The organism is Cerasibacillus terrae (assembly GCF_008039555.1).
In the GTDB taxonomy this organism is placed as follows: Bacteria; Bacillota; Bacilli; order Bacillales; family Amphibacillaceae; genus Cerasibacillus; species Cerasibacillus terrae.
In genome coordinates this window covers 248,788-274,510 of the sequence record NZ_VDUW01000001.1, presented here as the reverse complement: position 1 = coordinate 274,510, position 25,723 = coordinate 248,788, and the positions used below count along the sequence as shown (strand labels likewise).

Annotated in this window: 30 protein-coding genes; all 30 read right to left on the bottom strand. The window is 33.7% G+C overall.

Going from position 1 to position 25,723, the window contains the following annotated elements; genetic code table 11:
* Position 1 precedes the first annotated feature (1 nt).
* Entirely contained in the window at positions 2 to 781 is a 780-nt protein-coding gene (fliR, locus tag FHP05_RS01375) for a flagellar biosynthetic protein FliR (RefSeq protein ID WP_147665359.1), read from the bottom strand.
* A gap of 4 nt (positions 782 to 785) precedes the next feature.
* Positions 786 to 1,055, bottom strand: a complete 270-nt coding sequence (gene fliQ, locus FHP05_RS01370; RefSeq protein WP_147665357.1) for a flagellar biosynthesis protein FliQ — start codon at positions 1,053 to 1,055, stop codon at positions 786 to 788.
* A gap of 28 nt (positions 1,056 to 1,083) precedes the next feature.
* Positions 1,084 to 1,749 carry a flagellar type III secretion system pore protein FliP gene (gene fliP, locus FHP05_RS01365; protein WP_147665355.1) on the bottom strand — a complete coding sequence of 222 codons (666 nt, stop codon included), beginning with the start codon at positions 1,747 to 1,749 and terminating at the stop codon, positions 1,084 to 1,086.
* Positions 1,742 to 2,392 (bottom strand): flagellar biosynthetic protein FliO, encoded by a 651-nt coding sequence (fliO, locus tag FHP05_RS01360; protein ID WP_147665353.1) that lies wholly within the window; start codon positions 2,390 to 2,392, stop codon positions 1,742 to 1,744. The genes fliP and fliO overlap by 8 nt, the downstream gene beginning before the upstream one ends.
* A gap of 15 nt (positions 2,393 to 2,407) precedes the next feature.
* Positions 2,408 to 2,770, bottom strand: coding sequence for a response regulator (locus FHP05_RS01355; RefSeq protein ID WP_147665351.1), 363 nt, complete (start codon positions 2,768 to 2,770; stop codon positions 2,408 to 2,410).
* Between the two features lie 32 nt (positions 2,771 to 2,802).
* Positions 2,803 to 3,948, bottom strand: a complete 1,146-nt coding sequence (gene fliY / locus FHP05_RS01350) for a flagellar motor switch phosphatase FliY (protein WP_147665349.1) — start codon at positions 3,946 to 3,948, stop codon at positions 2,803 to 2,805.
* Entirely contained in the window at positions 3,941 to 4,939 is a 999-nt protein-coding gene (fliM, locus tag FHP05_RS01345) for a flagellar motor switch protein FliM (protein WP_147665347.1), read from the bottom strand. The genes fliY and fliM overlap by 8 nt, the downstream gene beginning before the upstream one ends.
* A 46-nt stretch (positions 4,940 to 4,985) precedes the next feature.
* Entirely contained in the window at positions 4,986 to 5,408 is a 423-nt protein-coding gene (locus tag FHP05_RS01340; protein WP_147665345.1) for a flagellar basal body-associated FliL family protein, read from the bottom strand.
* Positions 5,401 to 5,622 carry a flagellar FlbD family protein gene (locus tag FHP05_RS01335; protein ID WP_147665343.1) on the bottom strand — a complete coding sequence of 74 codons (222 nt, stop codon included), beginning with the start codon at positions 5,620 to 5,622 and terminating at the stop codon, positions 5,401 to 5,403. The genes FHP05_RS01340 and FHP05_RS01335 overlap by 8 nt, the downstream gene beginning before the upstream one ends.
* A gap of 49 nt (positions 5,623 to 5,671) precedes the next feature.
* Positions 5,672 to 6,466: a flagellar basal body rod protein FlgG gene (gene flgG / locus FHP05_RS01330; RefSeq protein ID WP_147665341.1), complete on the bottom strand. Its 795-nt coding sequence runs from the start codon at positions 6,464 to 6,466 to the stop codon at positions 5,672 to 5,674.
* Between the two features lie 79 nt (positions 6,467 to 6,545).
* A complete protein-coding gene (locus FHP05_RS01325; protein ID WP_147665339.1) occupies positions 6,546 to 6,917 on the bottom strand; it encodes a TIGR02530 family flagellar biosynthesis protein in 372 nt (123 codons plus the stop codon).
* Positions 6,907 to 7,377, bottom strand: a complete 471-nt coding sequence (gene flgD, locus FHP05_RS01320) for a flagellar hook assembly protein FlgD (RefSeq protein ID WP_147665338.1) — start codon at positions 7,375 to 7,377, stop codon at positions 6,907 to 6,909. The genes FHP05_RS01325 and flgD overlap by 11 nt, the downstream gene beginning before the upstream one ends.
* 9 nt (positions 7,378 to 7,386) lie before the next feature.
* Positions 7,387 to 8,724, bottom strand: coding sequence for a flagellar hook-length control protein FliK (locus tag FHP05_RS01315; RefSeq protein ID WP_147665336.1), 1,338 nt, complete (start codon positions 8,722 to 8,724; stop codon positions 7,387 to 7,389).
* A gap of 41 nt (positions 8,725 to 8,765) precedes the next feature.
* Positions 8,766 to 9,359 carry a MotE family protein gene (locus FHP05_RS01310; protein WP_147665335.1) on the bottom strand — a complete coding sequence of 198 codons (594 nt, stop codon included), beginning with the start codon at positions 9,357 to 9,359 and terminating at the stop codon, positions 8,766 to 8,768.
* A gap of 5 nt (positions 9,360 to 9,364) precedes the next feature.
* The gene (fliJ, locus tag FHP05_RS01305) at positions 9,365 to 9,805 is read right to left on the bottom strand and encodes a flagellar export protein FliJ (RefSeq protein ID WP_147665333.1); all 441 of its coding nucleotides are present in this window, start codon (positions 9,803 to 9,805) and stop codon (positions 9,365 to 9,367) included.
* Positions 9,805 to 11,124: a flagellar protein export ATPase FliI gene (fliI, locus tag FHP05_RS01300; protein ID WP_147665331.1), complete on the bottom strand. Its 1,320-nt coding sequence runs from the start codon at positions 11,122 to 11,124 to the stop codon at positions 9,805 to 9,807. Before fliI ends, fliJ begins: the two co-directional genes overlap by 1 nt.
* On the bottom strand, positions 11,121 to 11,861 hold the full coding sequence (gene fliH, locus FHP05_RS01295) for a flagellar assembly protein FliH (RefSeq protein ID WP_191126195.1): 741 nt from the start codon (positions 11,859 to 11,861) through the stop codon (positions 11,121 to 11,123). Before fliH ends, fliI begins: the two co-directional genes overlap by 4 nt.
* Positions 11,854 to 12,867 (bottom strand): flagellar motor switch protein FliG, encoded by a 1,014-nt coding sequence (fliG, locus tag FHP05_RS01290; RefSeq protein WP_147665326.1) that lies wholly within the window; start codon positions 12,865 to 12,867, stop codon positions 11,854 to 11,856. Before fliG ends, fliH begins: the two co-directional genes overlap by 8 nt.
* Before the next feature lie 12 nt (positions 12,868 to 12,879).
* A complete protein-coding gene (gene fliF, locus FHP05_RS01285) occupies positions 12,880 to 14,499 on the bottom strand; it encodes a flagellar basal-body MS-ring/collar protein FliF (protein ID WP_147665324.1) in 1,620 nt (539 codons plus the stop codon).
* Positions 14,500 to 14,614: 115 nt separating this feature from the next.
* Positions 14,615 to 14,920: a flagellar hook-basal body complex protein FliE gene (fliE, locus tag FHP05_RS01280; protein WP_147665321.1), complete on the bottom strand. Its 306-nt coding sequence runs from the start codon at positions 14,918 to 14,920 to the stop codon at positions 14,615 to 14,617.
* Between the two features lie 15 nt (positions 14,921 to 14,935).
* A complete protein-coding gene (gene flgC, locus FHP05_RS01275; protein ID WP_147665318.1) occupies positions 14,936 to 15,391 on the bottom strand; it encodes a flagellar basal body rod protein FlgC in 456 nt (151 codons plus the stop codon).
* A gap of 2 nt (positions 15,392 to 15,393) precedes the next feature.
* Positions 15,394 to 15,786, bottom strand: coding sequence for a flagellar basal body rod protein FlgB (gene flgB / locus FHP05_RS01270; protein WP_147665315.1), 393 nt, complete (start codon positions 15,784 to 15,786; stop codon positions 15,394 to 15,396).
* Positions 15,787 to 16,262: 476 nt separating this feature from the next.
* A complete protein-coding gene (gene codY / locus FHP05_RS01265; RefSeq protein WP_147665312.1) occupies positions 16,263 to 17,042 on the bottom strand; it encodes a GTP-sensing pleiotropic transcriptional regulator CodY in 780 nt (259 codons plus the stop codon).
* A gap of 30 nt (positions 17,043 to 17,072) precedes the next feature.
* Complete coding sequence (hslU, locus tag FHP05_RS01260) at positions 17,073 to 18,464, bottom strand: ATP-dependent protease ATPase subunit HslU (protein WP_147665310.1); 1,392 nt, start codon at positions 18,462 to 18,464, stop codon at positions 17,073 to 17,075.
* 15 nt (positions 18,465 to 18,479) lie between these two features.
* Complete coding sequence (gene hslV, locus FHP05_RS01255; RefSeq protein WP_330998070.1) at positions 18,480 to 19,016, bottom strand: ATP-dependent protease subunit HslV; 537 nt, start codon at positions 19,014 to 19,016, stop codon at positions 18,480 to 18,482.
* 29 nt (positions 19,017 to 19,045) lie between these two features.
* Positions 19,046 to 19,927, bottom strand: a complete 882-nt coding sequence (xerC, locus tag FHP05_RS01250) for a tyrosine recombinase XerC (RefSeq protein WP_147665850.1) — start codon at positions 19,925 to 19,927, stop codon at positions 19,046 to 19,048.
* A 397-nt stretch (positions 19,928 to 20,324) separates the two neighbouring features.
* Positions 20,325 to 22,400, bottom strand: a complete 2,076-nt coding sequence (gene topA / locus FHP05_RS01245; RefSeq protein WP_147665307.1) for a type I DNA topoisomerase — start codon at positions 22,398 to 22,400, stop codon at positions 20,325 to 20,327.
* A gap of 156 nt (positions 22,401 to 22,556) precedes the next feature.
* Positions 22,557 to 23,465 carry a DNA-processing protein DprA gene (dprA, locus tag FHP05_RS01240; RefSeq protein ID WP_147665305.1) on the bottom strand — a complete coding sequence of 303 codons (909 nt, stop codon included), beginning with the start codon at positions 23,463 to 23,465 and terminating at the stop codon, positions 22,557 to 22,559.
* 71 nt (positions 23,466 to 23,536) lie between these two features.
* Positions 23,537 to 24,439 (bottom strand): succinate--CoA ligase subunit alpha, encoded by a 903-nt coding sequence (sucD, locus tag FHP05_RS01235; RefSeq protein ID WP_147665303.1) that lies wholly within the window; start codon positions 24,437 to 24,439, stop codon positions 23,537 to 23,539.
* A 47-nt stretch (positions 24,440 to 24,486) separates the two neighbouring features.
* Entirely contained in the window at positions 24,487 to 25,647 is a 1,161-nt protein-coding gene (sucC, locus tag FHP05_RS01230) for an ADP-forming succinate--CoA ligase subunit beta (RefSeq protein ID WP_147665301.1), read from the bottom strand.
* Positions 25,648 to 25,723 lie beyond the last annotated feature (76 nt).

The following is a 25,723-nucleotide window of genomic DNA, read 5'->3' as shown; positions in this document are numbered from 1 at the left end:
ATTAAGCACCTCCGAGTATTCGCATCAACCCATGCATCGTTTCAAACATCGTTTCGAATAAAATTTTCGAAAGTCCAATAAAAAGGCTCATAAATAAAAATAAAACAACAAAACTTACTAAAATTTTTAGTGGTAAACCGACAACAAAAACATTTAGTTGGGGTACTGTCCTCGCGATAATCCCAAGCGCAACATCAACCAGAAACAAGCATCCGACAATTGGAATTGAAATTTGAAAAGCAATTAAAAACATCGTACTAAACATCTTCAGAACATATATGGGAATCGTCTCGTTTTGAATTGGAACCAATGTATCAAGTGGAATAATTTGAAAACTAGAATAAATACCATCTATTAATAAATGATGTCCATTTACCGATAATAAAAATAATAGAACAATAATATAGAAATACTGTCCAATAATTGGGCTTTGTGCACCAGTTTGTGGGTCAACAACATTGGCAATAGCAAATCCCATTTGAAAATCAATGAAACCACCAGCAATTTGCACAGCAGAAACAATCATGTAAGCAATCCATCCAATAAATAAACCGACAAAAATTTCCTTTAGTAACAAAATAATGTATGGCTCTTGAAACACAATCGTTGTTGTATCAACGTTTGTGACCATGATTAATGCTAAAAAAAAGCTTAGACCAATTTTAAAAACAGTTGGTATGGTACGGTATGAAAACAATGGGACTACAACGAAAAATGCTAATAAACGAACTAAAATAAGTAAAAATATAGGTAAACGTGTAATTTCCATAAAATCCAGCATAGGCCTACCCTACAAATAAATTTAAATTTTGATATAGATCAACCGTAAATTCAACCATTCTCTTTAACATCCATGGACCAAAAAATACCATCCCAATTAATACAGCGACAATTTTAGGAATAAATGCCAAAGTTTGTTCTTGTATTTGAGTTGTTGCTTGTAAAATACTAACTAACAAACCAACTACCAAAGCTAAAATAAGCAATGGTCCAGAAACAAGAATAATCGTCCAAATTGCTCTTTCTGCTAGACTTAAAACAAATTCTGTGCTCAACAGAAACACCTTCTTTAAATGTTTATTGCTAAAACCCTTCTAAGATGGAATGGGTGATTAGATACCAACCATCTACAAGTACAAATAATAATATCTTAAATGGTAATGAAATCATGACAGGAGGTAGCATCATCATTCCCATAGACATCAATACACTTGCCACAGCCATATCAATGATTAAAAAAGGAATAAAAATCATAAAACCCATTTGAAACGCTGTCTTTAATTCACTGATAGCAAAGGCAGGTACTAAAGTTGTTAAAGGTATATCCTGGACAGACTCTGGTTTTTCCATCTCGCGATAATTCATAAATAGGGCTAGATCCTTTTGACGTGTATGTTTAGCCATAAAGTCTTTCATTGGAAGGCTTGCTTTTTCATATGCTTCATCAAGTGTGATATCCTCATCAAATAATGGTTGAAGTGCGTCTTTGTAAACATCGGAAAAAGTTGGCCCCATTATAAAAAAGGTTATAAATAGGGCTAGACCAATCAATACCTGATTTGGTGGCATTTGTTGTGTTGCCAAAGAAGTCCTAACAAACGATAACACAATAATAATTCTTGTAAAACTAGTCATGAGAATTAAAATTGCTGGTGATAAGGACAGTACTGTCAATAATAATAATAGTTTAATAGATGTTGCTATCGCCTCAGGGTCCGAACTAGAAAAGATATCCACTAAATCATTCATTGATATCTTTCCTTCGCTCATATTGATTTCTAATCGTTTTTCGATTTTCTTTCATTTGATTCAACTCTTTCTGAAACAAGCGTGAAAAATCACCTTTATCCTGATCCTTCGTGTGGGCTCTTTTATTCCGTTTCATCATGAATAGGGAAAATAAATTGGTCTGAGATATTTTTTGTTGTTGATTATCATTATCTAATAGTGCTTTTTTTGTCACTTCATCTGATACTTCCTGAAGCAATTCCACATTATCACCAACACCGATTAAATACATTTTTTCACCTACACGAATAACTTGAATAGATTTATTTTGTCCTAATGAAATGCCACCTAAGTTCTCTAATGTTTTTGATTGTTGAAATAAACGGTTTTTCTTATTCAATAATTTTAATAAGAAGTAAATGAGAAACAGGATGAGACCAAGTAAAACAATTGTCTTCACAATACTAATTGCTAAAGAATCTTTTTCCATTTCTGTTGTTATCGTATCTGACGAATCTTTTTTCTTAGATGGTTTAGAATCGTTGACTTCTTTTTCTTCCAACCAATCTTTAACACTGGAATCAGCTGCATAGCCTTTGGGAATGTCTATGGTCATTGAAAGAATCAGTATAATGATAACGACAAATACTTTCTTTTTAGTCACGATGCTCACTCGTTTCTAGTCTAAAACTTTTTGGATAGCTTCAATTACACGGTCAGCCTGGAACGGTTTTACAATAAAATCCTTTGCACCCGCTTGAATCGCATCAATTACCATCGCTTGTTGTCCCATGGCAGAACACATAACAACTTTTGCTGTCGAATCAATTTCCTTTATCTTCTTTAAAGCCGTGATTCCATCCATTTCAGGCATAGTAATATCCATTGTCACTAAATCAGGAGTTAATTCTTTAAATTTTTCAACGGCTTGTACTCCATCTTGCGCTTCACCAACAACCTGAAACCCATTTTTTGTTAATATATCTTTAATCATCATTCTCATAAATGCTGCATCATCTACAACTAATATTCTTTTCCCCACAGTAAACACTCCTTATATCTAAATTTAATAGTCTATTTTAAATTCATTAAACGATCGGTTTGATTTAATATATCAGTTATTCGAACTCCAAAATTCTCATCAATAACAACGACTTCCCCTTTAGCAATTAATTTTTCATTTACTAAAACATCAACCGGTTCTCCTGCGAGTTTATCTAATTCAACGATAGATCCAGTCGTTAAATTTAAAATATCTTTTACTGTTCGTCTTGTACGACCTAATTCTACAGTCACTTTTAAAGGAATATCCAAAAGCATGTCTAAATTCCTTTGTGTTTGTTGATTTATCTCTACTCTGGGGAATTCTGAAAGAACAGCCTTCTGAACGGGTGCTTCCTTATCAATAGATTTACCAATAAATTGCCCTGGTTCTTCTTCATCTGAATTCGAAAAAATATGCATTTCCTTTTCTACTGGTGTTTCTAGAACATCAGGTTTTTTCTTGGATTGTTCTATTGTATCCACTTCTTCCCCATTATCAGGTTCCGAGAGTTGTAGTAATTCATTCGCCATATCTTTAGCAAAAGGGACTGGCATTACTTGCATAATATTTGAGTCTATTAATTCACCAACCTTTAATTGGAAAGACACTTTTACAAATGTCTCTGTATTTCCTAAGGAGTGGGACTCTTGAAGTTCTTCCATTGTCTTTGTTGCAATATTGGGTGGTGATATATCTATTTTTTTATTAAATACAGTTGACATACTTGTCGCAGCTGTGCCCATCATTTGATTCATTGCTTCTTGTATGGCACTTAAATGGATTTCATTTAATTCAGTGCTTACGTGGGTTCCATCGCCACCTAACATAATATCTGAGATTATTGCTGCATCTTCTGTTTTAATAATAAATATATTTTCACCTGAAAAACCCTCAACATAATGTACCTTGACACAAACGTGTTCGAAATCAAATTCTGCGTCAATTTCAGATTGATTCATAATTAAAATTTCTGGTGTTGTAATTTCCACTTTTTGATTTAACAATGTGGAAAGCGTTGTTGCAGAACTACCAAAAGAAATATTCCCAATCTCTCCTATGGTATCTTTTTCAATACTTGTCAAGTCAACTTCTGGTTTAGCCATTATATCTGTGTCTTCCAATCCTATGTTTAGAAGTGCATCAATCTCATCTTGAGAAAGCATTCCATCATTCATCGTGCACTACTCCCCCTTTAATTTCTTCCAATACCTGGACAGATACATGATTGCCCACTTTACCTAATTGGACATTGAATTTCGGTACATCATTTAACAGTAATAAAAGTGGATCATTAACAGTTTTATCGAGTGTAATAAAATCATCTTTCATTAAATGAAGAAATTGATTAATATTGATTCTTGTTTCACCTAAGATAGCCTTCATTTCAATAGATGACTGTTGTAAGTTTTTAGATATTTTTTTGACTGCTTCTAAATCCCCTTTTATTGTTGATGTTTGCATCTGATAATGCACGGAAAGCTTTGGTATAATAGGTTCTAAAACCATATGTGGGATACAAATATTAATCATTCCACTAACATCACCAATTGTTGTATTAAATGAAACGACAATCACTGTTTCGTTAGGTGACACCATTTGTAAAAATTGAGGATTATTTTCAAAGTCATCTAAAATAGGATCAACATCAATTAGTGAAGCCCATGCTTCTTTTAAAATTGGGCTTGTTTTTTCAAATAATTGTGTCATGATCACTGTTTCAATTTCTGTTAGTTCATTCATTATTGATTCCGTATTTCCCTGTCCACCTAATAGTCGATCAAGCATGGTATATGCAATATTTGGATTGATTTCCATTATTAATGTTCCGTCAAGCGGATCCATTCTAAATACATTTAAAATGGTTGTTCTAGGTACTGAGCGAATGAATTCCTCATATGGTATCTGGTCAACAGATGCAACAGATATATTGACGTATGTTCGTAATTGGCCAGAAAAAAATGTTGTCAGTAAACGCGCATAATTTTCATGAATTCTCCCAATACTACGGACTTGATCCTTTGAAAACCGTAATGCTCGTTTAAAATCATAGACACGTATCTTTTTATCTTCTTCTTCCTGCTTCAATTCCTCTGCATCCATTTCACCTGTAGATAAAGCAGATAACAATGCATCAATTTCACTTTGTGATAATACTTCATCAACCAAAAAATCACCTCCAAAATGAAGTGTTCTTACATATTTTCCCTATGTATTACTGTGTGATTTTATTAATCGTATAAACGTCTGTCACTTTACCTTCTTCCATCACTTCATCTAGTTTGTCTTTAAGCGATTTTTCTAGATCACCTAGATTTTTTTTTAAACTATCTTCTTTCATCATCGATAATTCTTTTAATAAAATATTTTTGATTTGAAATTCACGTTGTTTTAATTCTTCTTTTGCCTTTTTTCCATCTGTTAGAATTTGAAATTGAATTCTTACAAACGTATCGTCTGCTAAGTCAGTAGTAATTTCAGGAGTTTCATAGGAATACTCTACAACTTCCTCTATAGTCAATGCTTCATTTTCATTTTGTTTTTTATCCATGATATACAATAATATAATGGCAGTTACTGCGATAATAAATACAAAACTAACAAAAGAAGTGAGTATGATTTTTACCGTTTTATTCAATAGATTTACCTTCTTTCTGCTCAACAAACGGAAATAAGCCAATCTGTTTATAAAAATCTGTTATAAATTGAGTAACTTGTTGTTCAGATTCTTTCACCACAATCTTTTTCCCATTTATCAATGTAATTGTGGTATCTGGAAATGATTGAATTTGTTCCACGATCAATGCATTCAATGTAAACCGCTCATTATTTAAACGAGTTAATATAATCATAGTTACGTTGGGAGTGCATCAGAATGCACTCCCAACCTCCTTCTCATTCTTATCGTTTTAAATTCACAAGTTCCTGCAGAATTTCATCTGATGTTGTAATAATTCTTGTATTTGCTTGAAAACCACGTTGAGCTGTAATCATTTCGGTGAATTCTTCTGCTAGGTCTACGTTGGACATTTCAAGCGAATTACTGACGATTGCTCCTGCCCCATTTACTTGCGGCATTTCAAGTTCATTAATGAGGCCAGCATTATTACTATCTAAATATAAATTACTTCCAGCCTTTTCTAAACCAGATGCATTTGAAAACATAGCAAGTGCTATTTGGCCTACATCTTCGGGATTTCCTTCCTTATTAACAATAGACACAGTCCCATTGGATTGAATACTAAAGCTTTTGTAACCTTCAGGAAGTGTTATTTCCCCACCATCAACTCCAATTAAATAGTGTCCTTCTGGGTTTACAATATTTCTGTCTTCATCAAGGTAAAAATTCCCTGCCCTAGTGTAATAGCTAGAACCATCACTTTTTAAAACAAACATTCCATCTCCTTCGATTGCAAAGTCTAGTGGACGGTTTGTCGTTTGACGAAATCCTTGAGTATGAACATTATCAATTGATCCCAATTGAGATCCAAGACCAACTTGAGATGGATTCACCCCACCACGATTTTCAGTAGGCCCTTGGGCACCTGATACCGTCTGACTCATCATATCTTGAAAAGTAATACGACCCTTTTTAAAACCGCTCGTATTTACATTGGCTATATTATTTCCGATTACATCTAGTTTTGTTTGAAAATTTTTCATTCCTGAAATTCCAGCATACATTGAACGTAACATATTCCATTCTCCTTTAAATTTGTTTTAAACTGTTTCCATCATTTCACAGTTTTTAGCTTCCCATCTGGGTCCAGCTATATTATTCATTAATTAAAATGGTTCCATTAATATTAGAAAAGATTCTTTCTGATACTTCTTCACGTTGTAGTGCTGTAACAATGGTGTTATTTTTAGTATTAACTAATAATGCTGCACGATTTAACACGACTAATGAATCCGTAATTCCCTTTTGTTTTGCCTTATCGATTTGCTCAGCAATTTTTTGCCATTGAGACTTATTAATAGAAATATTTCTTTCTCTTAATCTTTGTTCTGCATGTTTACTCATCTTTAATTGCTCTGTTTGTAAAAGTTTGTGAAAATCCTGCTTTGTATTCCTTTTTTCCTTTATAGAAGAGGATGGCATTTGTAAAAATTGATGTTGTTGCATAGAATTTATTTTAGGCTTCATCTTGCTTCATATCCTTTTTATCTTCCACATTATTACGCACTTCTATAATTGCATCAGCATATACTTTTTCACCATTTGCCAATTCTAAAATTGCCCAACCATCTTGTTGACTGACAGCTGTCACCTTACTAGATTTTTGTTCAGTGACATTTCCAGTTTGTTCATCTATTTCTTGATAAGTTACTACCTTATTAATCATATGGCTATATTGAATCACAGGAGAAATTAATTGACTTTGAACAAGTGTGTCAATTGATTTTGCCATATTCATCGTTTGCTCTAATGAAGAAAAAGTAGCCATCTGCGAAATAAATTGTTTATCATCCATTGGATTTAACGGGTCTTGGTTTTGTAATTGTGTCATTAATATTTTCAAAAATTCATCTTTTCCCAATTCAGGACTTGGTGTTCGCTCTTTTGGTTGATTATGTAGATAAAGTGATGGATCGATTGTATTCATTTATTACACCTACACTTTCTCATTTAAAAGAAATTGTTCTAGTTGTTTTTCAAACTCATCTCTATGATGTGCTTGTTCATTCGAATCTTGTTCTTGTTGTTTTTCTTGTTGTGAGTGTTCATGGCCATCTTGTTCTTTATGTGGTAAATCTTGTGTGGAAGATAAACCGAAATCTTGTCTTTCAATCACAACTTGATGAGGTGAAAACATATGTTTTAATTGATGAATATTAGACTCTAATGCTTGTTGTGCAGTTTGTGTAGAAACAATTATTTTTACCGCAGTCTCTCCGTTAATTTGTGTAAAACGGAGGAACATTTCCCCTAAATGTTCCGGGCGAAATGAAAAGGATAATTGGCCTCTTCCAGTAGGTTGCATTATAAATGGATGATTTTTTACGAGTTGAATCTTGTCAGCCATCTGCTTTCCTATGTCAACAGATTGCCATCCTTGGTTCTTATCTATATGAATAACAAATTGTTCCACTTTTGACATTGGTAATGATACTGATGAATTTATTGTCTGATAAATTCGGTTAGGGCTATTTCCTACTTGTCTATGCTCCGTCATTACATCAGTCATTTTTTTATAAGAATCCGTTTGTTTTACCGGCCATTGTTCCCCTATTATCTTGCGAATCCATTTGTCTATTTCTTTTGCTGTAACTTTCGATTCTAAAGGATATGTATTTTTCACATTTGATTCTGATCGTTGTTCATATCGCTTTACAAGCTCAAGCCACAATTTCATTTGCTTTGACTGTTCAGGTGTTAGTGCAATTGAACTTGTTTGATAAGGAATGTCAAATCTTTTAAAACTTGACCATTCTTGTAATACGTGTAATAATTCTGGTCCATGCCTTTCCAGATTTTGGTTTGTCATTATTATTGCCATCTTGTCCAAAACCTTCTCTACCATTCTCCCCATTTTCATCTCAATCTCTGAATTAAAATCAATCGTTCTATTATTCAAAGAGGTTCTTAATATGCTTGTTTGTTTTGACAGTTGTTTTGAAACCATTTGTTCTGTGGTATTGTTATTAATGTTAGTATCAGCTAGAAGAAATTCTGGTATCATTTGTGAAACATTAATCATATTTGTCATTGATGTCTCATTTTTAACTTCTTCATCAATCATTTCTAATGGATGCTGTTCTGTTCCTACTAACTCCTCATTTTCGTGTTGGTATCTTTTCTCTTGTTCTTCACGATTGGCAAAGGCTTGTTGAATTTGTGACAGAGTATCCATGAATTCCTTGTTTCCACCAGAAGAAAATGAAGGATTTTTTTCTAATTCTTGATGACTTTTTGTAAACTGATATGAAACGGCTATCGGGATTTCTTGCATATTTGTTTCCCCCCTTCTTATAGGATTTTTTAAATTCTATTTTAATTTTCGTGAAGTAATTTTTGTGTCAATGATGCAGCAGTTTTTGCATCCATTGCTTCTAAAATTCCACCACGCACTTTATTGGGCATTTCTTTTAAAATAGAAATAGCTGTGTTTTCATTCATATTTTTAATAATTTGTGCAGCTTGATTAGGTTCCATATCCTTAAAGGAACCAACAAATTGTTGTACCTCTGTATTTTCCGGTTCTTTTTTATCCTCTTTATTTTCTAGTGATTCTTGTGTTTTTTCTATTTTCAAGTTTTCCTTTTCCAGTTCTTTAACCCGGGCTTGTAGTTTCTCGTTTTCTTCTTGTAACTGTTGAATCATTTCATTTTCATTTTCTTTATCGATTATTCCCTCCGTGTTTAATTCTTCTTTTTTATTCGTTTTATCTTCATCAGATGAAATGATTGATGATATAACTGGTGTCTTATTTCCAATCGACTTCATAAAGCCAAGCGTATCAAACCCAGCTATAGAAAAAATAATAATTGCTAACGTCCCTGCAACAATAATTGGAATGATAATAGCGAATATGAACCAAATTAATGGATTTGTCTTTTCTGTTTTATTTTTCATTTGATTACGCATATTTGTCACCTAGTACTTATGTATTGGCGCATGGAAATTTCATCCATAGCCATATTTTCATTATGCTTGATTTTTTTCTTTTCTTCTTCTTCTTGAAGCTCAATGATCTTTTCATATTTTTTCATTTCGATATAAGCATCTGTCAACTGGGACTGTTTTAATTCCATATCATTCCTAGCAATTTGTACCTCGTTCTGGATTTTCGCAATTTGCTTCGTTAGTTTTTCAATGTAAGCATTCTGTATACGTAGTTGTTCAATTGTTATTTTTGTTTGTAATATGGTATCCTGTTCTTCTTCTACATTTTCTTTTCTCTTTAAAAGCTTATAGAGCTTACTTGCGACATCTTCAAATGTCTCCATAGAAAGATGATATGCCTTCTGAGCATCATCTTTCTCTCTTTCCCTTAAAATCAATAGTTTTGATAATGAGGTTTGTTGTGGCATCAATTATTCCTCCCATTTAAAAGCTCTTTCATCATTTGTAATGAATCATTAAAATTATGATGTTCATGGGTGTTTTGTGTTAAAAATGCCTCTATTTTCGGCTGATATGCAATTGCTTGGTCAATCTTATGATTTGTTCCTCTTTTATAGGCTCCTATTTGTATTAATTCTCGGTTTTCTTCATAAATAGCCATCAGTTCCCTTAACTGTAACGCTAGCTTTTGATGATTTTCGTCTACAATATGATTCATTACACGACTAATTGATTTTAAAATATTAATTGCTGGATAATGGCCTCGTTCTGCTAATTGACGATCCATAATGAAATGTCCATCCAAAATGCCTCGAACAGCATCTGCAATGGGGTCATTCATGTCATCCCCATCAACTAATACAGTATAAAATGCTGTAATAGTTCCACGTTCACTCGCTCCCGTTCGTTCAAGAAGTTTCGGTAAACTAGCAAAAACGGATGGTGTATATCCTTTTGTCGTGGGGGGTTCTCCTGCTGCAAGACCAATTTCTCGTTGCCCCATTGCAACCCTTGTAATGGAATCCATCAATAAGTTAACGTGATACCCACGATCACGAAAATATTCGCTAATTGCTGTAGCTGTATATGCTCCTTTTATGCGCATCAATGCTGGTTGATCAGAAGTAGCAACAACAACAATTGATTTCTTAAGCCCTTGTTTTCCTAAATCTTTTTCAATAAACTCCCGCACTTCTCTTCCACGTTCTCCAATCAATGCAATAACATTAATATCCGCATTACTATTCCTAGCTATCATCCCTAGTAATGTACTCTTTCCTACACCACTTCCAGCAAAAAGACCAATCCGTTGGCCTTTTCCAACAGAAAGAAGTCCATCAATTGCTTTTACACCAATTTGAATGGGTTCTTCGATTGGGGGTCTTGTCATAGGATTAGGTGGGGCTTGTTCGGTCACATAATTCTGAAGTCCTGTTGGAAGTTTGGAATAATCAAGATTATTCCCCAATGAGTCAATGACTTTTCCTAGTAAACCGCTGCCAACCTTTATTGTTAATGGTTTTCCTGTTGATTCTACTAAACAATCAGGACCTATCTCCATTACTTCTGTATAAGGCATAAGAATAATTTTATCTTTCTTGAAGCCAACAACTTCTGCTAAAATAGGAGGACCTTGTTTATTTTTAGTATGGATATAACAAACTTCTCCAATATTCGCTACAGGTCCTGAGGATTCTATCATTAAACCTACAACCTGCAATACTTTTCCATAGTGTTTGTATGTATTCGTGTTATCTATTAATGCAGTTACTTTATCTACATTCATCGCTTGGACTCCATCACAAATTCTTCTAATACTTCTCGAATCTCATTTAATTGACTATCTATCCCTATATCAATCATTCCTGTTGAATGTTCTAATAAACATCCAAATGGTGGTAAATCTTCTTTCAGTTTTATTAATAAGGTTGTTTCATTTTCTAAAATTTGCAGAAATTCTTGTTTTTGCTCAATCAAATGTCCATAAAATTTTGTTGAAACATAAATAGTAAGTTTTTCTTTGTTTTCTAGATTCTTAATTGCTTCTTTTATAAAAGATTGACATAGTGCGACATTCTCTTCTAGTTCTTTTTTCATTATTTTTTCAGCTACATGGACAGCTATTTGTAAAATTTCAGATGTACTATTTTCTAATGTCGAATGATAATCTTGAATAGCTTGTTCACTAATTTCATTTACTTTTTGAAGTGCATCTTTGTATTCAGCAAAACCAGCCTCTTCACCAAGCGTAAATCCTTCTTCATAACCTTTTTTTCGTATTTCTCTTTCCAGTAATTCTTTTTCAGCTTTCCATTGTTCTTTTTCTTCTTCAATAGCTTGTTTTGTTTCAGCAAGTAATTGTTCTTTTTGATTTTTCAACTTAGCCAATTGTGTTGTTTCTTCCTGTATTTGGTTTTGAAGATTTTTTATTTTATCTTTAAATTCTACATTTGAGCTTGATTGTGAATGGTTAATTGGTTTTATTTTAATAAGCTTGTTAGGTTGCAAGAATCTATTAGACAATGATATCGTCTCCTCCACCACGAGCAATAATGATCTCGCCAACTTCTTCTAGACGGCGAATAATCGAGACAATTCTGGTTTGTGCTTCTTCTACATCACGCAATCTAACAGGCCCCATAAACTCCATTTCTTCCTTGTATGTCTCAGCCATTCTTTGCGACATATTTTTAAATACAAGTTCTTTAACCTCTTCGCTTGATACTTTCAATGCTAGCTGTAAGTCTTCATTATTTACTTCTCTGATTACGCGCTGGATTGCACGGTTATCTAGAATGACAATATCCTCAAATACAAACATACGTTTCTTAATTTCCTCAGCCAATTCTGGATCATGTATTTCTAAAGAATCTAGTATTGTTCGTTCCGTACTACGATCCACACCATTTAGCACTTCTACAACTGCTTGAATGCCACCTGTCTGAGTATAATTATCTGTGAAAGATGATGAAATGTTTCTTTCCAATATATTTTCTACCTCACTAATAATTTCAGGTGATGTTGAATCCATTGTTGCAATACGCTTAGCAATATTTGCTTGCATTTCTTGAGGTAATTCCGATAATATTTGTCCAGCTTGCTCTGCATCTAAATAAGATAATACAAGGGCTATTGTTTGCGGATGTTCATTTTGTATGAAATTCAATAATTGTTGTGGTTCAGCTTTTCTAGCGAAATCAAATGGACGTACTTGTAAGGAAGAAGTTAATCGGTTAATAATATTCGATGCTTCCTGTTTACCGAATGCTTTCTCTAAAACTGTTTTAGCATAGCCGATTCCACCTTGCGAAATATAGTTTTGCGCTTGTACAATTTGATGGAACTGGCTAATGATCTCTTCTTTTACGTCAGAATCTACTTTTTTTACGGACGATATTTCTAAGCTTAATTTTTCTATTTCCTCTTCTGTCAAATATTTATAAATTTGAGCAGAAACATCAGGACCGAGGGATATTAATAAAATTGCTGCTTTTTGACGACCTGTTAATTGACCTACTTTTCTTGCCATGACATATCCCCCCTATTCGTCTCCAATCCAACTTCTGAGTAATTTAGCAAATTCATCTGGTTTATCTTTTGCCATTTTCTCCAATTGCTTTTCTTGCATCATTTGTTCGGAATCCTGGTCTACTTTAATAGGATCAACCTTTTGTTCTGTTATGAAAGGCGTTTCTTCTTCAATAATTTCTGATTCTTCTTCTACAACGTTTCTCCGACGTATTAACAAGATAAATAGAACAATAAGTAAAACTACCAAAATACCACCAACAATATATGCCCAAACAGGAATTTTAGTTGGCTTAACGTCTACTTGAGGTGAACGATCTGTAAATTCTTGAAAAGTAACTGAAATACTATTCTGGTCTAAACTTTCTTCCAATTCTTCTTCATATGATTTGTCAACTGTTGTAGTTACAATGGAATTCAGAATAGACATCATTCCTTGTTCAACAATTTCTTGATCTTGTTGTGTTAAATATTCTATTTCATTATCATTTTTATTTTTAACATTATTAACCGCAACCTGAATTCCTAAATCACGTATTTTATACGGACTTTCAACAATCTCCTTTTTTATTCGATTATATTCTGAGTTAATTGTTTCCTTTACAAGCTCATAATCTCCATTTTCACTTTCATCTGTTCCTTGATACCCTGCAATATCTTCATCTCCCGTACCCGCAACACCACCAACTTCATCTGGTCCTCCGGTGTATGACTCCTGGATTTTCTCAACACTAACAGGTACCCCTTCCATGTTTTGTTCATCGACAGGTTCAACAATCTCTTCAACACGGTTTTCTTTTGTAAAATCGATATCCGTTGTAACAGAAACAATGACATTTTCTTGACCAACAATTGTCCCTAGCATTTGTTGAACTCTTTTTTGCAAATCACGTTCGATGTCTTTTTTCACGGTTTGTTGATATGTATAATCATTATTCTGTCCAGGACTATTCATTAATTCATCTTTATCGAAGTATTCGAAGTATTGATTCATGATCGCGATATTATCTGCTGGTAAATTCGGTACTGCTTTAGACACAAGTGTGTACAATGCATTAATTTGATTCCCTTGAAATTTGTATCCTGGATCCGTATGTAAAACAATTGAAGCACTTGCAGATTCTGCTTGCTCACTAACAAATACAGGCTCCTCTGGAATATTGATCATCACTTGGGCATCTTTAATTCCATCAATTCCTTTTATCAGATTTGCTAACTCTGTTTGCATAGCATCCAATTTCATCATATTAAATTCATTATCCGTAACTCCCCAAGATGTATTCTCTGAGAAAAAGGAATAATCAATATTTCCACTGTTTGGAATGCCTTGCCCTGCAAGTTCTATAAGCAAACTATCTTTTTTCTCTTCTGGAACATTAATTGTTGTTCCTCCATCTTCTATTTCATAAGGAATACCTTGTGCATCTAGTTCTGTTTTAATTTGATTTGCTTCTTGCATCGATAAATCATTATATAATGGAGTGAAATTTGTTTTTGTAGCTAATAAAGAAATAATTACTACTAATGCTAATATCCCAATAACAGAACCAATATATATCCCTTTTTGCAACTTCGTACGTTCTTTCCAATATGTTTTGGACTTATTTAAATAGTTCATTATCTTTTCTTTCATACAATCCAAACCCCCGCCAAACTAAAAAACATTATGAGCAAATTATGTAAAATGTATCGTATTAAAATATGTTTTAAGTTATATATTGTTAGTTTATTTATAAACTATTTATTAATCATACTTGCATTCTCATTATTTCATTATAAGCATCGATAACTTTCCGCTGGATTTGGACAGTTGTTTCCAATGTGATACTAGCCTTTTGAGCTGTAATCATGACGTCATGTAAATGATCAATTTTTCCATTTGCCAATGCTTTTGTTTTTTCGTTTGAATGAAGCTGAGATTCATTGACCTTATCTATTGATTTTTTTAATATAGATGAAAAATCTTTATTTGCATTCTCCTTCGCTTGTACCTGTTGTTGGTTTTCACGGATAGGAGCAATAGATGGCTGTATATGATTTAAAGAATATGTCATTTTTGTTTCTCCTATCTATTTTCCAATTTCTAACGTTTTCATTAACATGCTCTTACTTGCATTTAAAGCAGTTATATTTGCTTCGTATGATCGGGTTGCACTCATTAAATCTACCATTTCCTTTAAAGGATCAACATTAGGCATCTGTACATAGCCATCCGCATTTGCATCAGGATGTGACGGATTATAAGCTAATTTGAATGGTTGTCCATCATCCGTTATTTCTTTCACTCGGACTCCTTGTGCATGGTTTTTAGAATGATTTGTTGCTTTATCTAAATATGTTTTAAATGAATTTTTTGTCGGTGCTAATGTAACCATTTTTCGGCGATACGGTTCAAATTCTCCATTTTCATTCATCGTCGCTCTTGTTGTATGACTGTTAGCTAAATTACCCGATACGATATCCATACGTAGTCTCTGTGCAGTTAATCCACTTGCACTTGCATTAAAACTACTAAAGATCGACATGATTATCTTCCTCCCCTAATAACTGTTTGGATATCATGAAATTTCCCGTTCAAACGATCTACTAAACTTTGATAATAAATTTGATTCTTTGCTAATTGCGCCATCTCTTTATCCATATCAACGTTATTTCCATTATGATTATATTGTAGATTGTTTTGAATGAAGTTCTTATATGTATATGATTGATTTTGGAAAGGGATATGTTTCACATGAGTTTGTTTAGCTTGGAATGATTGGCCTAATTTTTCATTTAATATTTCATTAAATGAAGTATCTTTTCTTTTATAATTCGGGGTATCAACATTAGCAATATTCGTTGAAATTAACTTATTTCTTTTAGAAGAAAAATCTAGCGCATATTCTAGTGTCTGAAATGTATTACCAAAAATACTCATTATGTAAATACCTCTTTCTTCCTATGATTTAAGACTCATTTTTTTTATTTTTTTCAAAAAAAAGACAATATTGGATATAAAAAAACTATATTCCTTGTCTATTGTAGGCAAAAATAGGAATAAAGTCTAGTTCAATTAAGTATTTTTTTAATACACATATATGAATAGTCTTTTAGAACTAATTACTTATCACTAGTTATGCATTATTATTTAAAATAGTTATCCTTCTTCCCTTATTATATAGGGAAAGTACAGAGAAATCATATTAATTTATGACTAAATTATAACAATGTGTATCATAATTAAGTAAAAAGTCCTATTCTATATAATCTCCCGGGAATAAATTATATTTGTGTTTTTATAATCATTAATTATTTGGAATCAAAATTACAAGTACATTCATTCTTAACATCGATTAGAGTGGTATAAAAAGCCAATAAAAAAAGACCGACACAAATATCGGCCTTTTTTTCAACTTATCTAGAGCGTAATTTGTCTAATTCTACTAAGAACTTGTCATTTAATACCTTAATATATGTTCCTTTCATACCAAGTGAACGGGACTCAATGACACCTGCACTCTCTAGTTTTCTCAATGCATTCACAATAACAGAACGAGTAATTCCTACACGGTCAGCTATCTTACTTGCAACAAGCAGCCCTTCTTTTCCGTTTAACTCTTCGAAAATATGATCAATTGCTTCAAGCTCACTGTATGATAATGAGCTAATCGCCATTTGAACGACTGCTTTACTACGTGCTTCCATTTCAATCTCTTCTGTTTTCTCATGTAAAATTTCCATTCCTACTACTGTAGCACCATATTCTGCTAAAAGTAAGTCATCATCGTTAAATTCTTCTGTTAAGCTACCTAAGATTAATGTACCTAAGCGCTCTCCACCACCAATAATTGGCACAATTGTTGTAAGACCTTCTTTAAATAAATCACGATTTTCTATTGGAAATACTGTGTATGAACTATCAATATCTAGATTAGGTGTTGTTTCATGGATATTGAATAAGTTTTCTGTGTACTCTTGTGGAAAACGTCTTTCCTCCAACATTTGTTTCATTCTGTCATTTTCAATTTCTTGATTAATAGCATATCCTAATAGTTTACCACGTCTTGATACGATGAACACATTCCCTTTAATCACATCTCTTAATAAAGCGGCCATATTGCTAAAGTTTACCGATTTCCCTGTAACCTTCTGTAACATTGAGTTAATTTTTCTTGCACGTGTTAATAAATCCATTTTATATTCCTCCATCCTCTTATTAAAAAATTATAAAATATACTGGCTTAAATCTTTATTTTTTGCAATTGTACTTAGTTTTTGGTTAACGTATTGTGATGTAACATCTACTGTCTCTAAATTAATGTCTGGAGCTTCAAATAATAAGTCTTCTAACAGCTTTTCTAGAATTGTATGAAGTCTTCTAGCCCCAATGTTATCTGTATCTTGATTTACCTGATATGCTATTTTCGCAATACTTTCAATAGCGTCGTCTTTAAATACAATATTTATACCTTCTGTTTTTAATAATGCCTCATATTGTTTTAAAAGCGCATTTGATGGTTCACGCAAAATGCGTTCAAAGTCTTCCACAGATAGTTTCTCTAGCTCCACCCTTATCGGAAATCTCCCTTGTAATTCCGGAATTAAATCAGAAGGTTTTGCCATATGGAATGCTCCGGCCGCAATAAATAACATATGATTTGTCTTCACAGGTCCATGCTTTGTAATTACCGTAGAACCTTCAACAATTGGTAAAATATCTCGTTGTACACCTTCACGGGATACATTTGGTGAATTATCTTCTTTACCTGCTACCTTGTCAATTTCATCAACAAAGATAATGCCTGATTGTTCAGCACGCTGAATAGCGTCTCGAGAAACTTCCTCCATATCAATTAATCTCTGGGCTTCTTGATGTGTTAAAATTTTCCTAGCCTCTGATACTGGCAGTTTCCGTTTTCTTTTTTGTTTAGGCATAAATTTACTAAAGGTATCTTGCATATTCATCCCCATTTGTTCCATACCCGAACCTTGCAGCATATCAAATAAGGATGGTGGTGTTTCTTCAATTTCAATCGTGACAATATGATCTTCCATTTCACCTAATGCTAACATCTGTTGAATTTGTTTTCTTTTTGTTTTTATTTGAGTATCTGTTACATCTTCATTTTCTTCTTCATTTTCTTGTTGTCCCGTAAATAAAAGTTCAAATGGATTTTTCATTTGTGTTTGTTTCTTCACCTGTGGTACAAGAAGTGTCACAAGTTTTTTATTTGCCTTTTCTTCTGCTTTCTCATTTACTTCACTTAGTTTTTCTTCTTTTACCATCCGTATGGACATTTCAACTAGGTCACGAACCATTGATTCCACGTCACGACCAACATAACCAACTTCGGTAAATTTAGTCGCTTCTACTTTAATAAACGGTGCAGAAATGAATTTCGCTAATCTTCGGGCAATCTCTGTCTTACCGACACCTGTTGGACCAATCATGAGAATATTTTTCGGGATAATCTCATCTCTCATGTCATCATCCAATTTAGTACGACGATACCGATTACGAAGTGCAACAGCAACAGATTTTTTTGCATTGTTTTGACCAATGATGTATCGGTCAAGTTGTTCTACGATTTGTCTTGGAGTATAATTCATTCCCATTTTCACATGACCTCCTTATGAATCGAGAACTTCCAATGTAAGCTGGTCATTTGTATACACGCATATTTCTCCGGCAATTTTCATCGCTTTTTCCGCAATTTCTTTTGCGTGTAGATGTTCTGCATAACGTGATAATGCTCTACCTGCACTTAAAGCGTAATTTCCACCAGAGCCAATTGCGAGAATACCGTCATCTGGTTCTATTACTTCCCCAGTTCCCGATACTAAAAACATATTTTTTTTATTCATCACGATTAACATTGCTTCCAATTTCCGAAGAACTTTATCACTACGCCATTCTTTTGCTAACTCTACTGCGGCCCGAGATAAATTCCCATCATATGCTTCCAATTTACCTTCAAATTTTTCAAATAATGTAAATGCATCAGCTACAGAGCCAGCAAATCCAGCTAATACTTCCCCATTAAATAATTTCCGGACCTTTTTTGCTGTATGTTTCATAACAACAGCATTTCCCATTGTTACTTGACCATCACCACACATTGCAGCATTTCCATTGTGGTGAATAGCAAAAATTGTCGTTGCATGCATTTCAAGCACTTAAAATCACCCTTTCAATCTTACTTCGTTTTATTTGCTCTTGGGTGGCTGTTCATATAAACATTTCGTAAATAATCCCTTGTTACATGCGTATAGATTTGTGTTGTTGACAAATTTTCATGTCCGAGCAATTCCTGAACTGTCCGTAAATCGGCACCTGCATTTAACATATGTGTTGCAAATGTATGTCGTAATTTATGTGGGTAAATATTAATAGTTAAAGATGCTTTTTCTACTAATTTGTCTAAGATCAATCGCATTCCTCGATCTGTTAAGGGTCTCCCACGCGCATTAACAAATAAATAGTCTGTTGATATGGATGTTTTTTCTAATAGCTTTAATCTTCCATCATGCAAATACATTCTTAGAGCTTCTTCAGCAAATGTACCAAACGGAACATAACGCTCTTTATTCCCTTTTCCAGTAACAAAAATAGTCCCGATCGAAAAATCAATATCATCGACATGAAGATTCACACATTCACCAACTCGAATTCCTGTTGCATATAATAATTCAAGAAGCGCTTGGTTACGTTGACCTAACGGCGTAGTTAAATCACTAACCTTAAATAACTTCTCTAATTCTTCCTCATACAAAAAACTAGGAATTCGCTTTTCTTCCTTCGGTAAGGAAACATGAATAAATGGGTTATCGGGAACAATGGCTTCTCTTTCTAAAAACCTATAAAAACTTCGCAAACATGAAAGCATCCTAGATACTGTTTTCCTGCTCAATTTTTTATTATATAAATTGGTCAAAAAAATTCGAATATCATGTTGATTGATGTCACGTAAATCATGCAAATTCTCTTCTTTTAAAAATGAAAAAAAAGAATCTAAGTCATCTTCATAGAAGCGTAAGGTATATGGAGATGCGTTTTTCTCTATTTGCAAATATTCCATGAATTGCTTACAACATAATTGATAATTGACCAAATTCTCACCTCTTTGAACAGCGATTTAAATAATATCACATATTAATTTGCAAAGCAATAGATTTAACATAATTGTAACAAAATTCAGAACCTGCCCTTATTCCAAGTGAAACAGGTCTCCTTGCCCAAAATAATTCTGATTTTCTCATGAAATCGAACAGTTCTAAGTGTCAAGTGTTTCCACCTTGCACCAATGAAAAATTATAACTGTTTCAAAATAAATAGTCAACTGAAACCAATTAATTATTAAAAGAGAGTTTATTGTCTGATTATATTTATTCACACTTTATCTATAATTTAAACCTATTAAGAAACACTTTCTCATTACTTCACAGCAAAAAGCCGCCTGATATAGGCGACTTTCATTACGCTTGTGTATTTTCCTTATATTCACATTCTGTACATTGAATACGTGTTTCTTTTTTCGTTCTTTTTTCTACTAATAATGATTCACATTTTGGACATGGCCTTGATATTGGTTTATCCCAAGAAACGAAATCACATTCTGGATATTGATCACAACCATAAAATAGTCTTCGCTTTTTGGAACGTCGTTCAACGACATCTCCTTTTTTACATTTCGGACATGTTACACCGATTTTCTTAAGTATTGGTTTTGTATTACGACAATCCGGAAAATTGGAACATGCTATGAATTTTCCATATCTCCCCATTTTGTAAACCATTTCATGACCGCATTTTTCACAATCAATACCAGCAGGTTCATCTTTTATTTCAATTTTTTCCATCTCTTTTTCTGCTACATCTAAACGTTTTTCAAAATCTTGATAAAAATCATCAATGATTTCAACCCAATTATTTTTACCTTCTTCAATGGAATCAAGGTCATTCTCCATCTTAACGGTAAAATCTACATCAATAATTTCCGGGAAGAATTCCTTCAATAAGTCAACAACAATGGTACCAAGTTCTGTAGGAATAAATCGTTTTTGATCTATTGTTACATAGCCACGTCTTTGAATGGTGTCTAAAGTCGGAGCATAAGTAGATGGTCTTCCAATCCCTTTCTCTTCCATTGTTTTAACGAGCCTTGCTTCCGTGTACCTAGGTGGTGGCTGTGTAAAATGTTGGTTTGGAGTAATGTCTTTAGCGTCGATGACCATGTCTTTTTCTAAATCTGGTAATAATTTATTCTCGACTTTTTTATTATCATCATTTCCTTCAATGTACACTTTCATAAATCCTTGAAATTTAATTTTCGAACCGGTTGCTCGAAATTCCACATCATTGTTCATTAAATGAACAGTCATTGTATCCATGACGGCAGGTGCCATTAAGCTTGCTAAGAATCTTTCCCAAATTAATTTATAAAGTCTATATTGGTCCCGTGACAGAATGCTTTTCAAACTTGCAGGGTCTCTTCTAATAGAAGTTGGGCGGATTGCCTCGTGTGCGTCTTGAGCACCTTTTTGTTGAGTCTTTTTTCGGTTTGTACCTAAAAATGAGGTTCCAAATTTCTCTTTAATATATTCCGCTGTTTCATTTTTGGCAACATCAGAAATCCTAGTTGAGTCTGTACGCATATATGTGATTAATCCGGTAATTCCACCTGCTTTTTTACCTAAATCAATTCCTTCATATAATTGTTGTGCAACCATCATTGTTTTCTTTGCTCGAAAGTTTAATTTACGGGCAGCTTCTTGTTGTAATGAAGATGTCGTAAACGCTTTAGCAGGATTGCGACGACGTTCTCGTTTATTAACTTTGTCAACAGTAAACTGTTTTGTAAGTTGATTTAATATTTTTTTTACATCTTCTTCAGTATTTAGTTTTGTCTTTTTACCATTAACACCATAAAATGTTCCTTCAAATACTTCTTTGTCTTTTTCAAAATTAGCAGTAATGGACCAGTATTCCTCTGGCTTAAAATTCTTTATTTCATTTTCTCGTTCAATAATCATTTTTAATGCTACAGATTGAACTCTTCCTGCACTTAAACCTTTTTTTACTTTTTTCCAAAGTATTGGACTTATGTTATATCCAACTAAACGGTCAAGTATCCTCCTAGCTTGTTGTGCGTCAACTAAATCCATATTGATTGAGCGCGGGTGTTTAAATGATTCTTTAATCGCATCTTTCGTAATTTCATTAAATACTACACGACAATCCGAATTCTCATCAATATTTAGTGCGTAAGCAAGATGCCACGCAATTGCTTCCCCTTCTCTATCAGGGTCGGCTGCAAGATAGACTTTTTTAGCTTTTTTTGCTGATGACTTCAATTCCTTTAAAATACTACCTTTGCCACGGATTGTAATATATTTCGGTTTATAATTATTTTCTGCATCAACAGCCATTTGGCTTTTTGGTAAATCACGAACATGCCCCATGGACGCTTTCACAGTATATTTTTTTCCTAAATAACGTTCAATTGTTTTAGCTTTTGCTGGAGATTCAACAATTACAAGATAATCTGACATATTATTTCCTCCTAAAAATAAAACAAATACCTAACCATGTACATCATTTTATCTTAATGGACTTATTTTTTAGTTTTCTATTTGTAGATTGAAATCTTCACTAATATATATATTTATATTCTTTTTGTCAAACAAGTCAATATCCATTTTGCATCATTATAGCTTTTGTTGCAACCATTCTTTTCCAAATGATGCCCAATCATCCTCAATATCTGTCGCATTAGAAACTAGTTTTGCACCTTCTTGAATAATTTTATGACAGCCTTTTGTTTGTGGCATAGTTGGTGTTCCAGGTACAGCATATACTTCCCTTCCTTGATCTAAAGCTTGATCAACTGTAATCAATGTACCGCTTCTCTCTGTTGCTTCGATAACTAACGTTCCGAAACTTAGACCACTAATAATTCGATTTCTTTCAGGAAAATGATAAGATTTTGGGGGGATTTCGGGTGGATATTCTGAGAGTGCAAGCCCTTTTTTAGCAATTTGATAAAATAATGGTGTGTTTCTTTTGGGGTAAATATGTTCGAACCCACTTCCTAAAACAGCTATCGTTTTACCATGATTATTTAATGTAAAATGATGCGCCATGCTATCTACGCCAATTGCCATACCACTTACAATAAGCCAATTATTATCTAAAAGCGGTTTTATAACATATTCTATTTTATCTCTTACTTGATATGATGGTTTTCTTGTACCTATGACACTTATATTTTTTGGATAGTTTAATAAGTCAAGGTCACCAACTGCATATAGAACATATGGTGGATCGGGAATATTCCTTAAGGTGAGTGGATATTTTTCATCAAATATAGTGATGATTTGATATCGTTTTTCGTAGTGGATTATTTTTCTTAATTGTTCAGAATCTCGTATCCCCTTATACAATAGTGTTGCATGTTTGAAAGGAATTGTAAATAGTTGGTGCATTTCTGAGGGTGTTAGCTGTTCAATGAGGGATAGTGTAGGATCTTGATGAAGGATCTTTCGAATTGTCCGACGTGTTACTCCTTGACAAAAATGTAACTGAATCAAGCGGTAACGTGCCTTTTTCGTTAACATATAGTCACTTCCTTATAAAATGTTAAGAAAGGAATCTGAATATTCATTCAGATTCCCTAACACTACTAGTATTAGTGCGTTTTACATTTTTGGTCTAGTCCTTTTTCTTTTAACACACGGATCATTGTTTCTCCAATGACAGCTGGTGTTTCTGCAACAGCAATTCCACATTCATTCATAACGCGGATTTTTTCTTCTGCTGTTCCTTGACCACCAGAGATGATTGCCCCAGCATGTCCCATACGCTTTCCTGGAGGTGCAGTTACGCCACCAATAAAGCCGATAACTGGTTTCTTCATATTATCTTTAATCCAGCGAGCAGCTTCTTCTTCAGCTGTACCACCAATTTCACCAATCATAACAACAGCTTCTGTCTCTGGATCTTCATTAAATGCTTCTAAAACATCAATGAAGTTCGTTCCATTTACAGGGTCTCCACCAATTCCAACAGCAGATGTTTGACCATATCCTGCTTGGGAAAGTTGATGTACTGCTTCATATGTTAAAGTTCCAGAGCGTGATACTACACCAATATGCCCTTTTGTATGAATATATCCTGGCATAATACCAACTTTACATTCATCAGCAGAAATAACACCTGGACAGTTAGGACCAATTAGACGTGTTTTCTTGCCTTCCATATATCGTTTCACTTTTATCATATCCAAAACAGGAATATGTTCTGTAATACAAATTACAACATCTAATTCAGCATCTACAGCCTCAATGATAGCATCTGCAGCAAACGGTGCCGGAACATAAATAACGGATACATTAGCACCTGTTTGATCAACAGCTTCTTGTACAGTGTTAAATACAGGAACTCCTTCTACCTCTGTTCCGCCTTTTTTTGGTGTAATACCACCGACAATTTTTGTACCATATTCTAGCATTTGTTTTGTATGAAATCTGGCAGTACCACCAGTGATTCCTTGAACAATGACTTTAGAGTCTTTATTTACGTATACACTCATATGTTTGTCCGTCCTTTCCTTCTAATTCAGTCTATTTTGTGATTTCCTTATTTTAATAATGAAACAATTTTTTGGGCGCCATCTGCCATGGAGTCTGCAGACGTAATATTTAAGCCAGATTCATCCAGTATTTTCTTACCTAAATCTACATTCGTACCTTCTAGGCGAACAACTAATGGAATTTCTAAGCCAACTTCTTTTGTAGCTTGAACAACACCTTCTGCAATAACATCACACTTCATAATACCGCCAAATATATTCACAAATATTCCTTTTACATTCGGGTCGGACAAAATAATTTTGAATGCTTCTGTAACTTTCTCAGCTGTTGCTCCGCCACCTACATCAAGAAAGTTAGCTGGATCGCCACCATAATGTTTAATAATATCCATAGTAGCCATTGCAAGACCTGCACCATTTACCATACAACCGATATTACCATCAAGCGCAATATAGCTTAAATCATATTTTGATGCTTCAATTTCTTTTTCATCTTCTTCGTCTAAATCACGAAGTTCACCCACATCTTTTTGACGGAATAGGGCATTATCTTCAATATTTAACTTTGCATCTAATGCCATGACATCTCCATCACCTGTTACAACTAATGGGTTAATCTCCGCAATAGAGCAATCTTTCTCAACATAAACATTGTATAAGCCCATCATAAACTTAACAGCTTGTGAAATGGACTCTTCTGGAATGTTTATATTAAAAGCAAGTCTTCTTGCTTGGTATGGCATCAATCCTACAACAGGATCAATCGCTTCTTTGAATATTTTTTCTGGATTAGTTGCTGCTACTTCTTCAATGTCCATTCCACCTTCTTCAGATGCCATCATAACAACACGTGAAGATGCGCGGTCCAAGACAAGCCCTAAATAATATTCTTTTTTAATGTCACAACCTTGTTCAATATAAAGTCGTTTAACTTCTTTTCCTTCTGGTCCAGTTTGAGGTGTCACCAAAACCTTACCTAAAATCTCATCGGCATATGTACGAACTTCGTCTAGGTTTTTGGCAACTTTAACGCCACCTGCTTTTCCTCGTCCACCTGCATGGATTTGAGCTTTTACAACAGATACAGAAGTACCTAATTTTTCAGCAGCTTCTACTGCTTCATCAACAGAAAATGCTACGATACCATTAGGCACCTTTACGCCATAATTTCGTAAAATTTCTTTACTTTGATACTCATGAATGTTCATCTTATAGCCTCCAATCTATTTCACTGCAACTCCATTGTATTAAATTCTCTCTAATTAAACAAGAATATGTGCTGAA

Coding starts and splice junctions, on each gene's coding strand:
- fliR (WP_147665359.1), bottom strand. CDS start 781: ATGCTGGATTTTATGGAAATTACACGTTTACCTATATTTTTACTTATT.
- fliP (WP_147665355.1), bottom strand. CDS start 1,749: ATGAATGATTTAGTGGATATCTTTTCTAGTTCGGACCCTGAGGCGATA.
- fliY (WP_147665349.1), bottom strand. CDS start 3,948: ATGAATGATGGAATGCTTTCTCAAGATGAGATTGATGCACTTCTAAAC.
- FHP05_RS01335 (WP_147665343.1), bottom strand. CDS start 5,622: ATGATTATATTAACTCGTTTAAATAATGAGCGGTTTACATTGAATGCA.
- flgG (WP_147665341.1), bottom strand. CDS start 6,466: ATGTTACGTTCAATGTATGCTGGAATTTCAGGAATGAAAAATTTTCAA.
- FHP05_RS01325 (WP_147665339.1), bottom strand. CDS start 6,917: ATGAAGCCTAAAATAAATTCTATGCAACAACATCAATTTTTACAAATG.
- flgD (WP_147665338.1), bottom strand. CDS start 7,377: ATGAATACAATCGATCCATCACTTTATCTACATAATCAACCAAAAGAG.
- FHP05_RS01315 (WP_147665336.1), bottom strand. CDS start 8,724: ATGCAAGAAATCCCGATAGCCGTTTCATATCAGTTTACAAAAAGTCAT.
- FHP05_RS01310 (WP_147665335.1), bottom strand. CDS start 9,359: ATGCGTAATCAAATGAAAAATAAAACAGAAAAGACAAATCCATTAATT.
- fliJ (WP_147665333.1), bottom strand. CDS start 9,805: ATGCCACAACAAACCTCATTATCAAAACTATTGATTTTAAGGGAAAGA.
- fliI (WP_147665331.1), bottom strand. CDS start 11,124: ATGAATGTAGATAAAGTAACTGCATTAATAGATAACACGAATACATAC.
- fliG (WP_147665326.1), bottom strand. CDS start 12,867: ATGGCAAGAAAAGTAGGTCAATTAACAGGTCGTCAAAAAGCAGCAATT.
- fliF (WP_147665324.1), bottom strand. CDS start 14,499: ATGAAAGAAAAGATAATGAACTATTTAAATAAGTCCAAAACATATTGG.
- fliE (WP_147665321.1), bottom strand. CDS start 14,920: ATGACATATTCTTTAAATCATATACAGCCATCTATTGCTCCTATCCGT.
- flgC (WP_147665318.1), bottom strand. CDS start 15,391: ATGTCGATCTTTAGTAGTTTTAATGCAAGTGCAAGTGGATTAACTGCA.
- flgB (WP_147665315.1), bottom strand. CDS start 15,786: ATGAGTATTTTTGGTAATACATTTCAGACACTAGAATATGCGCTAGAT.
- codY (WP_147665312.1), bottom strand. CDS start 17,042: ATGGATTTATTAACACGTGCAAGAAAAATTAACTCAATGTTACAGAAG.
- hslU (WP_147665310.1), bottom strand. CDS start 18,464: ATGGGAATGAATTATACTCCAAGACAAATCGTAGAACAACTTGACCGA.
- hslV (WP_330998070.1), bottom strand. CDS start 19,016: ATGCATGCAACGACAATTTTTGCTATTCACCACAATGGAAATGCTGCA.
- xerC (WP_147665850.1), bottom strand. CDS start 19,927: ATGGAATATTTGCAAATAGAGAAAAACGCATCTCCATATACCTTACGC.
- topA (WP_147665307.1), bottom strand. CDS start 22,400: ATGTCAGATTATCTTGTAATTGTTGAATCTCCAGCAAAAGCTAAAACA.
- dprA (WP_147665305.1), bottom strand. CDS start 23,465: ATGTTAACGAAAAAGGCACGTTACCGCTTGATTCAGTTACATTTTTGT.
- sucD (WP_147665303.1), bottom strand. CDS start 24,439: ATGAGTGTATACGTAAATAAAGACTCTAAAGTCATTGTTCAAGGAATC.
- sucC (WP_147665301.1), bottom strand. CDS start 25,647: ATGAACATTCATGAGTATCAAAGTAAAGAAATTTTACGAAATTATGGC.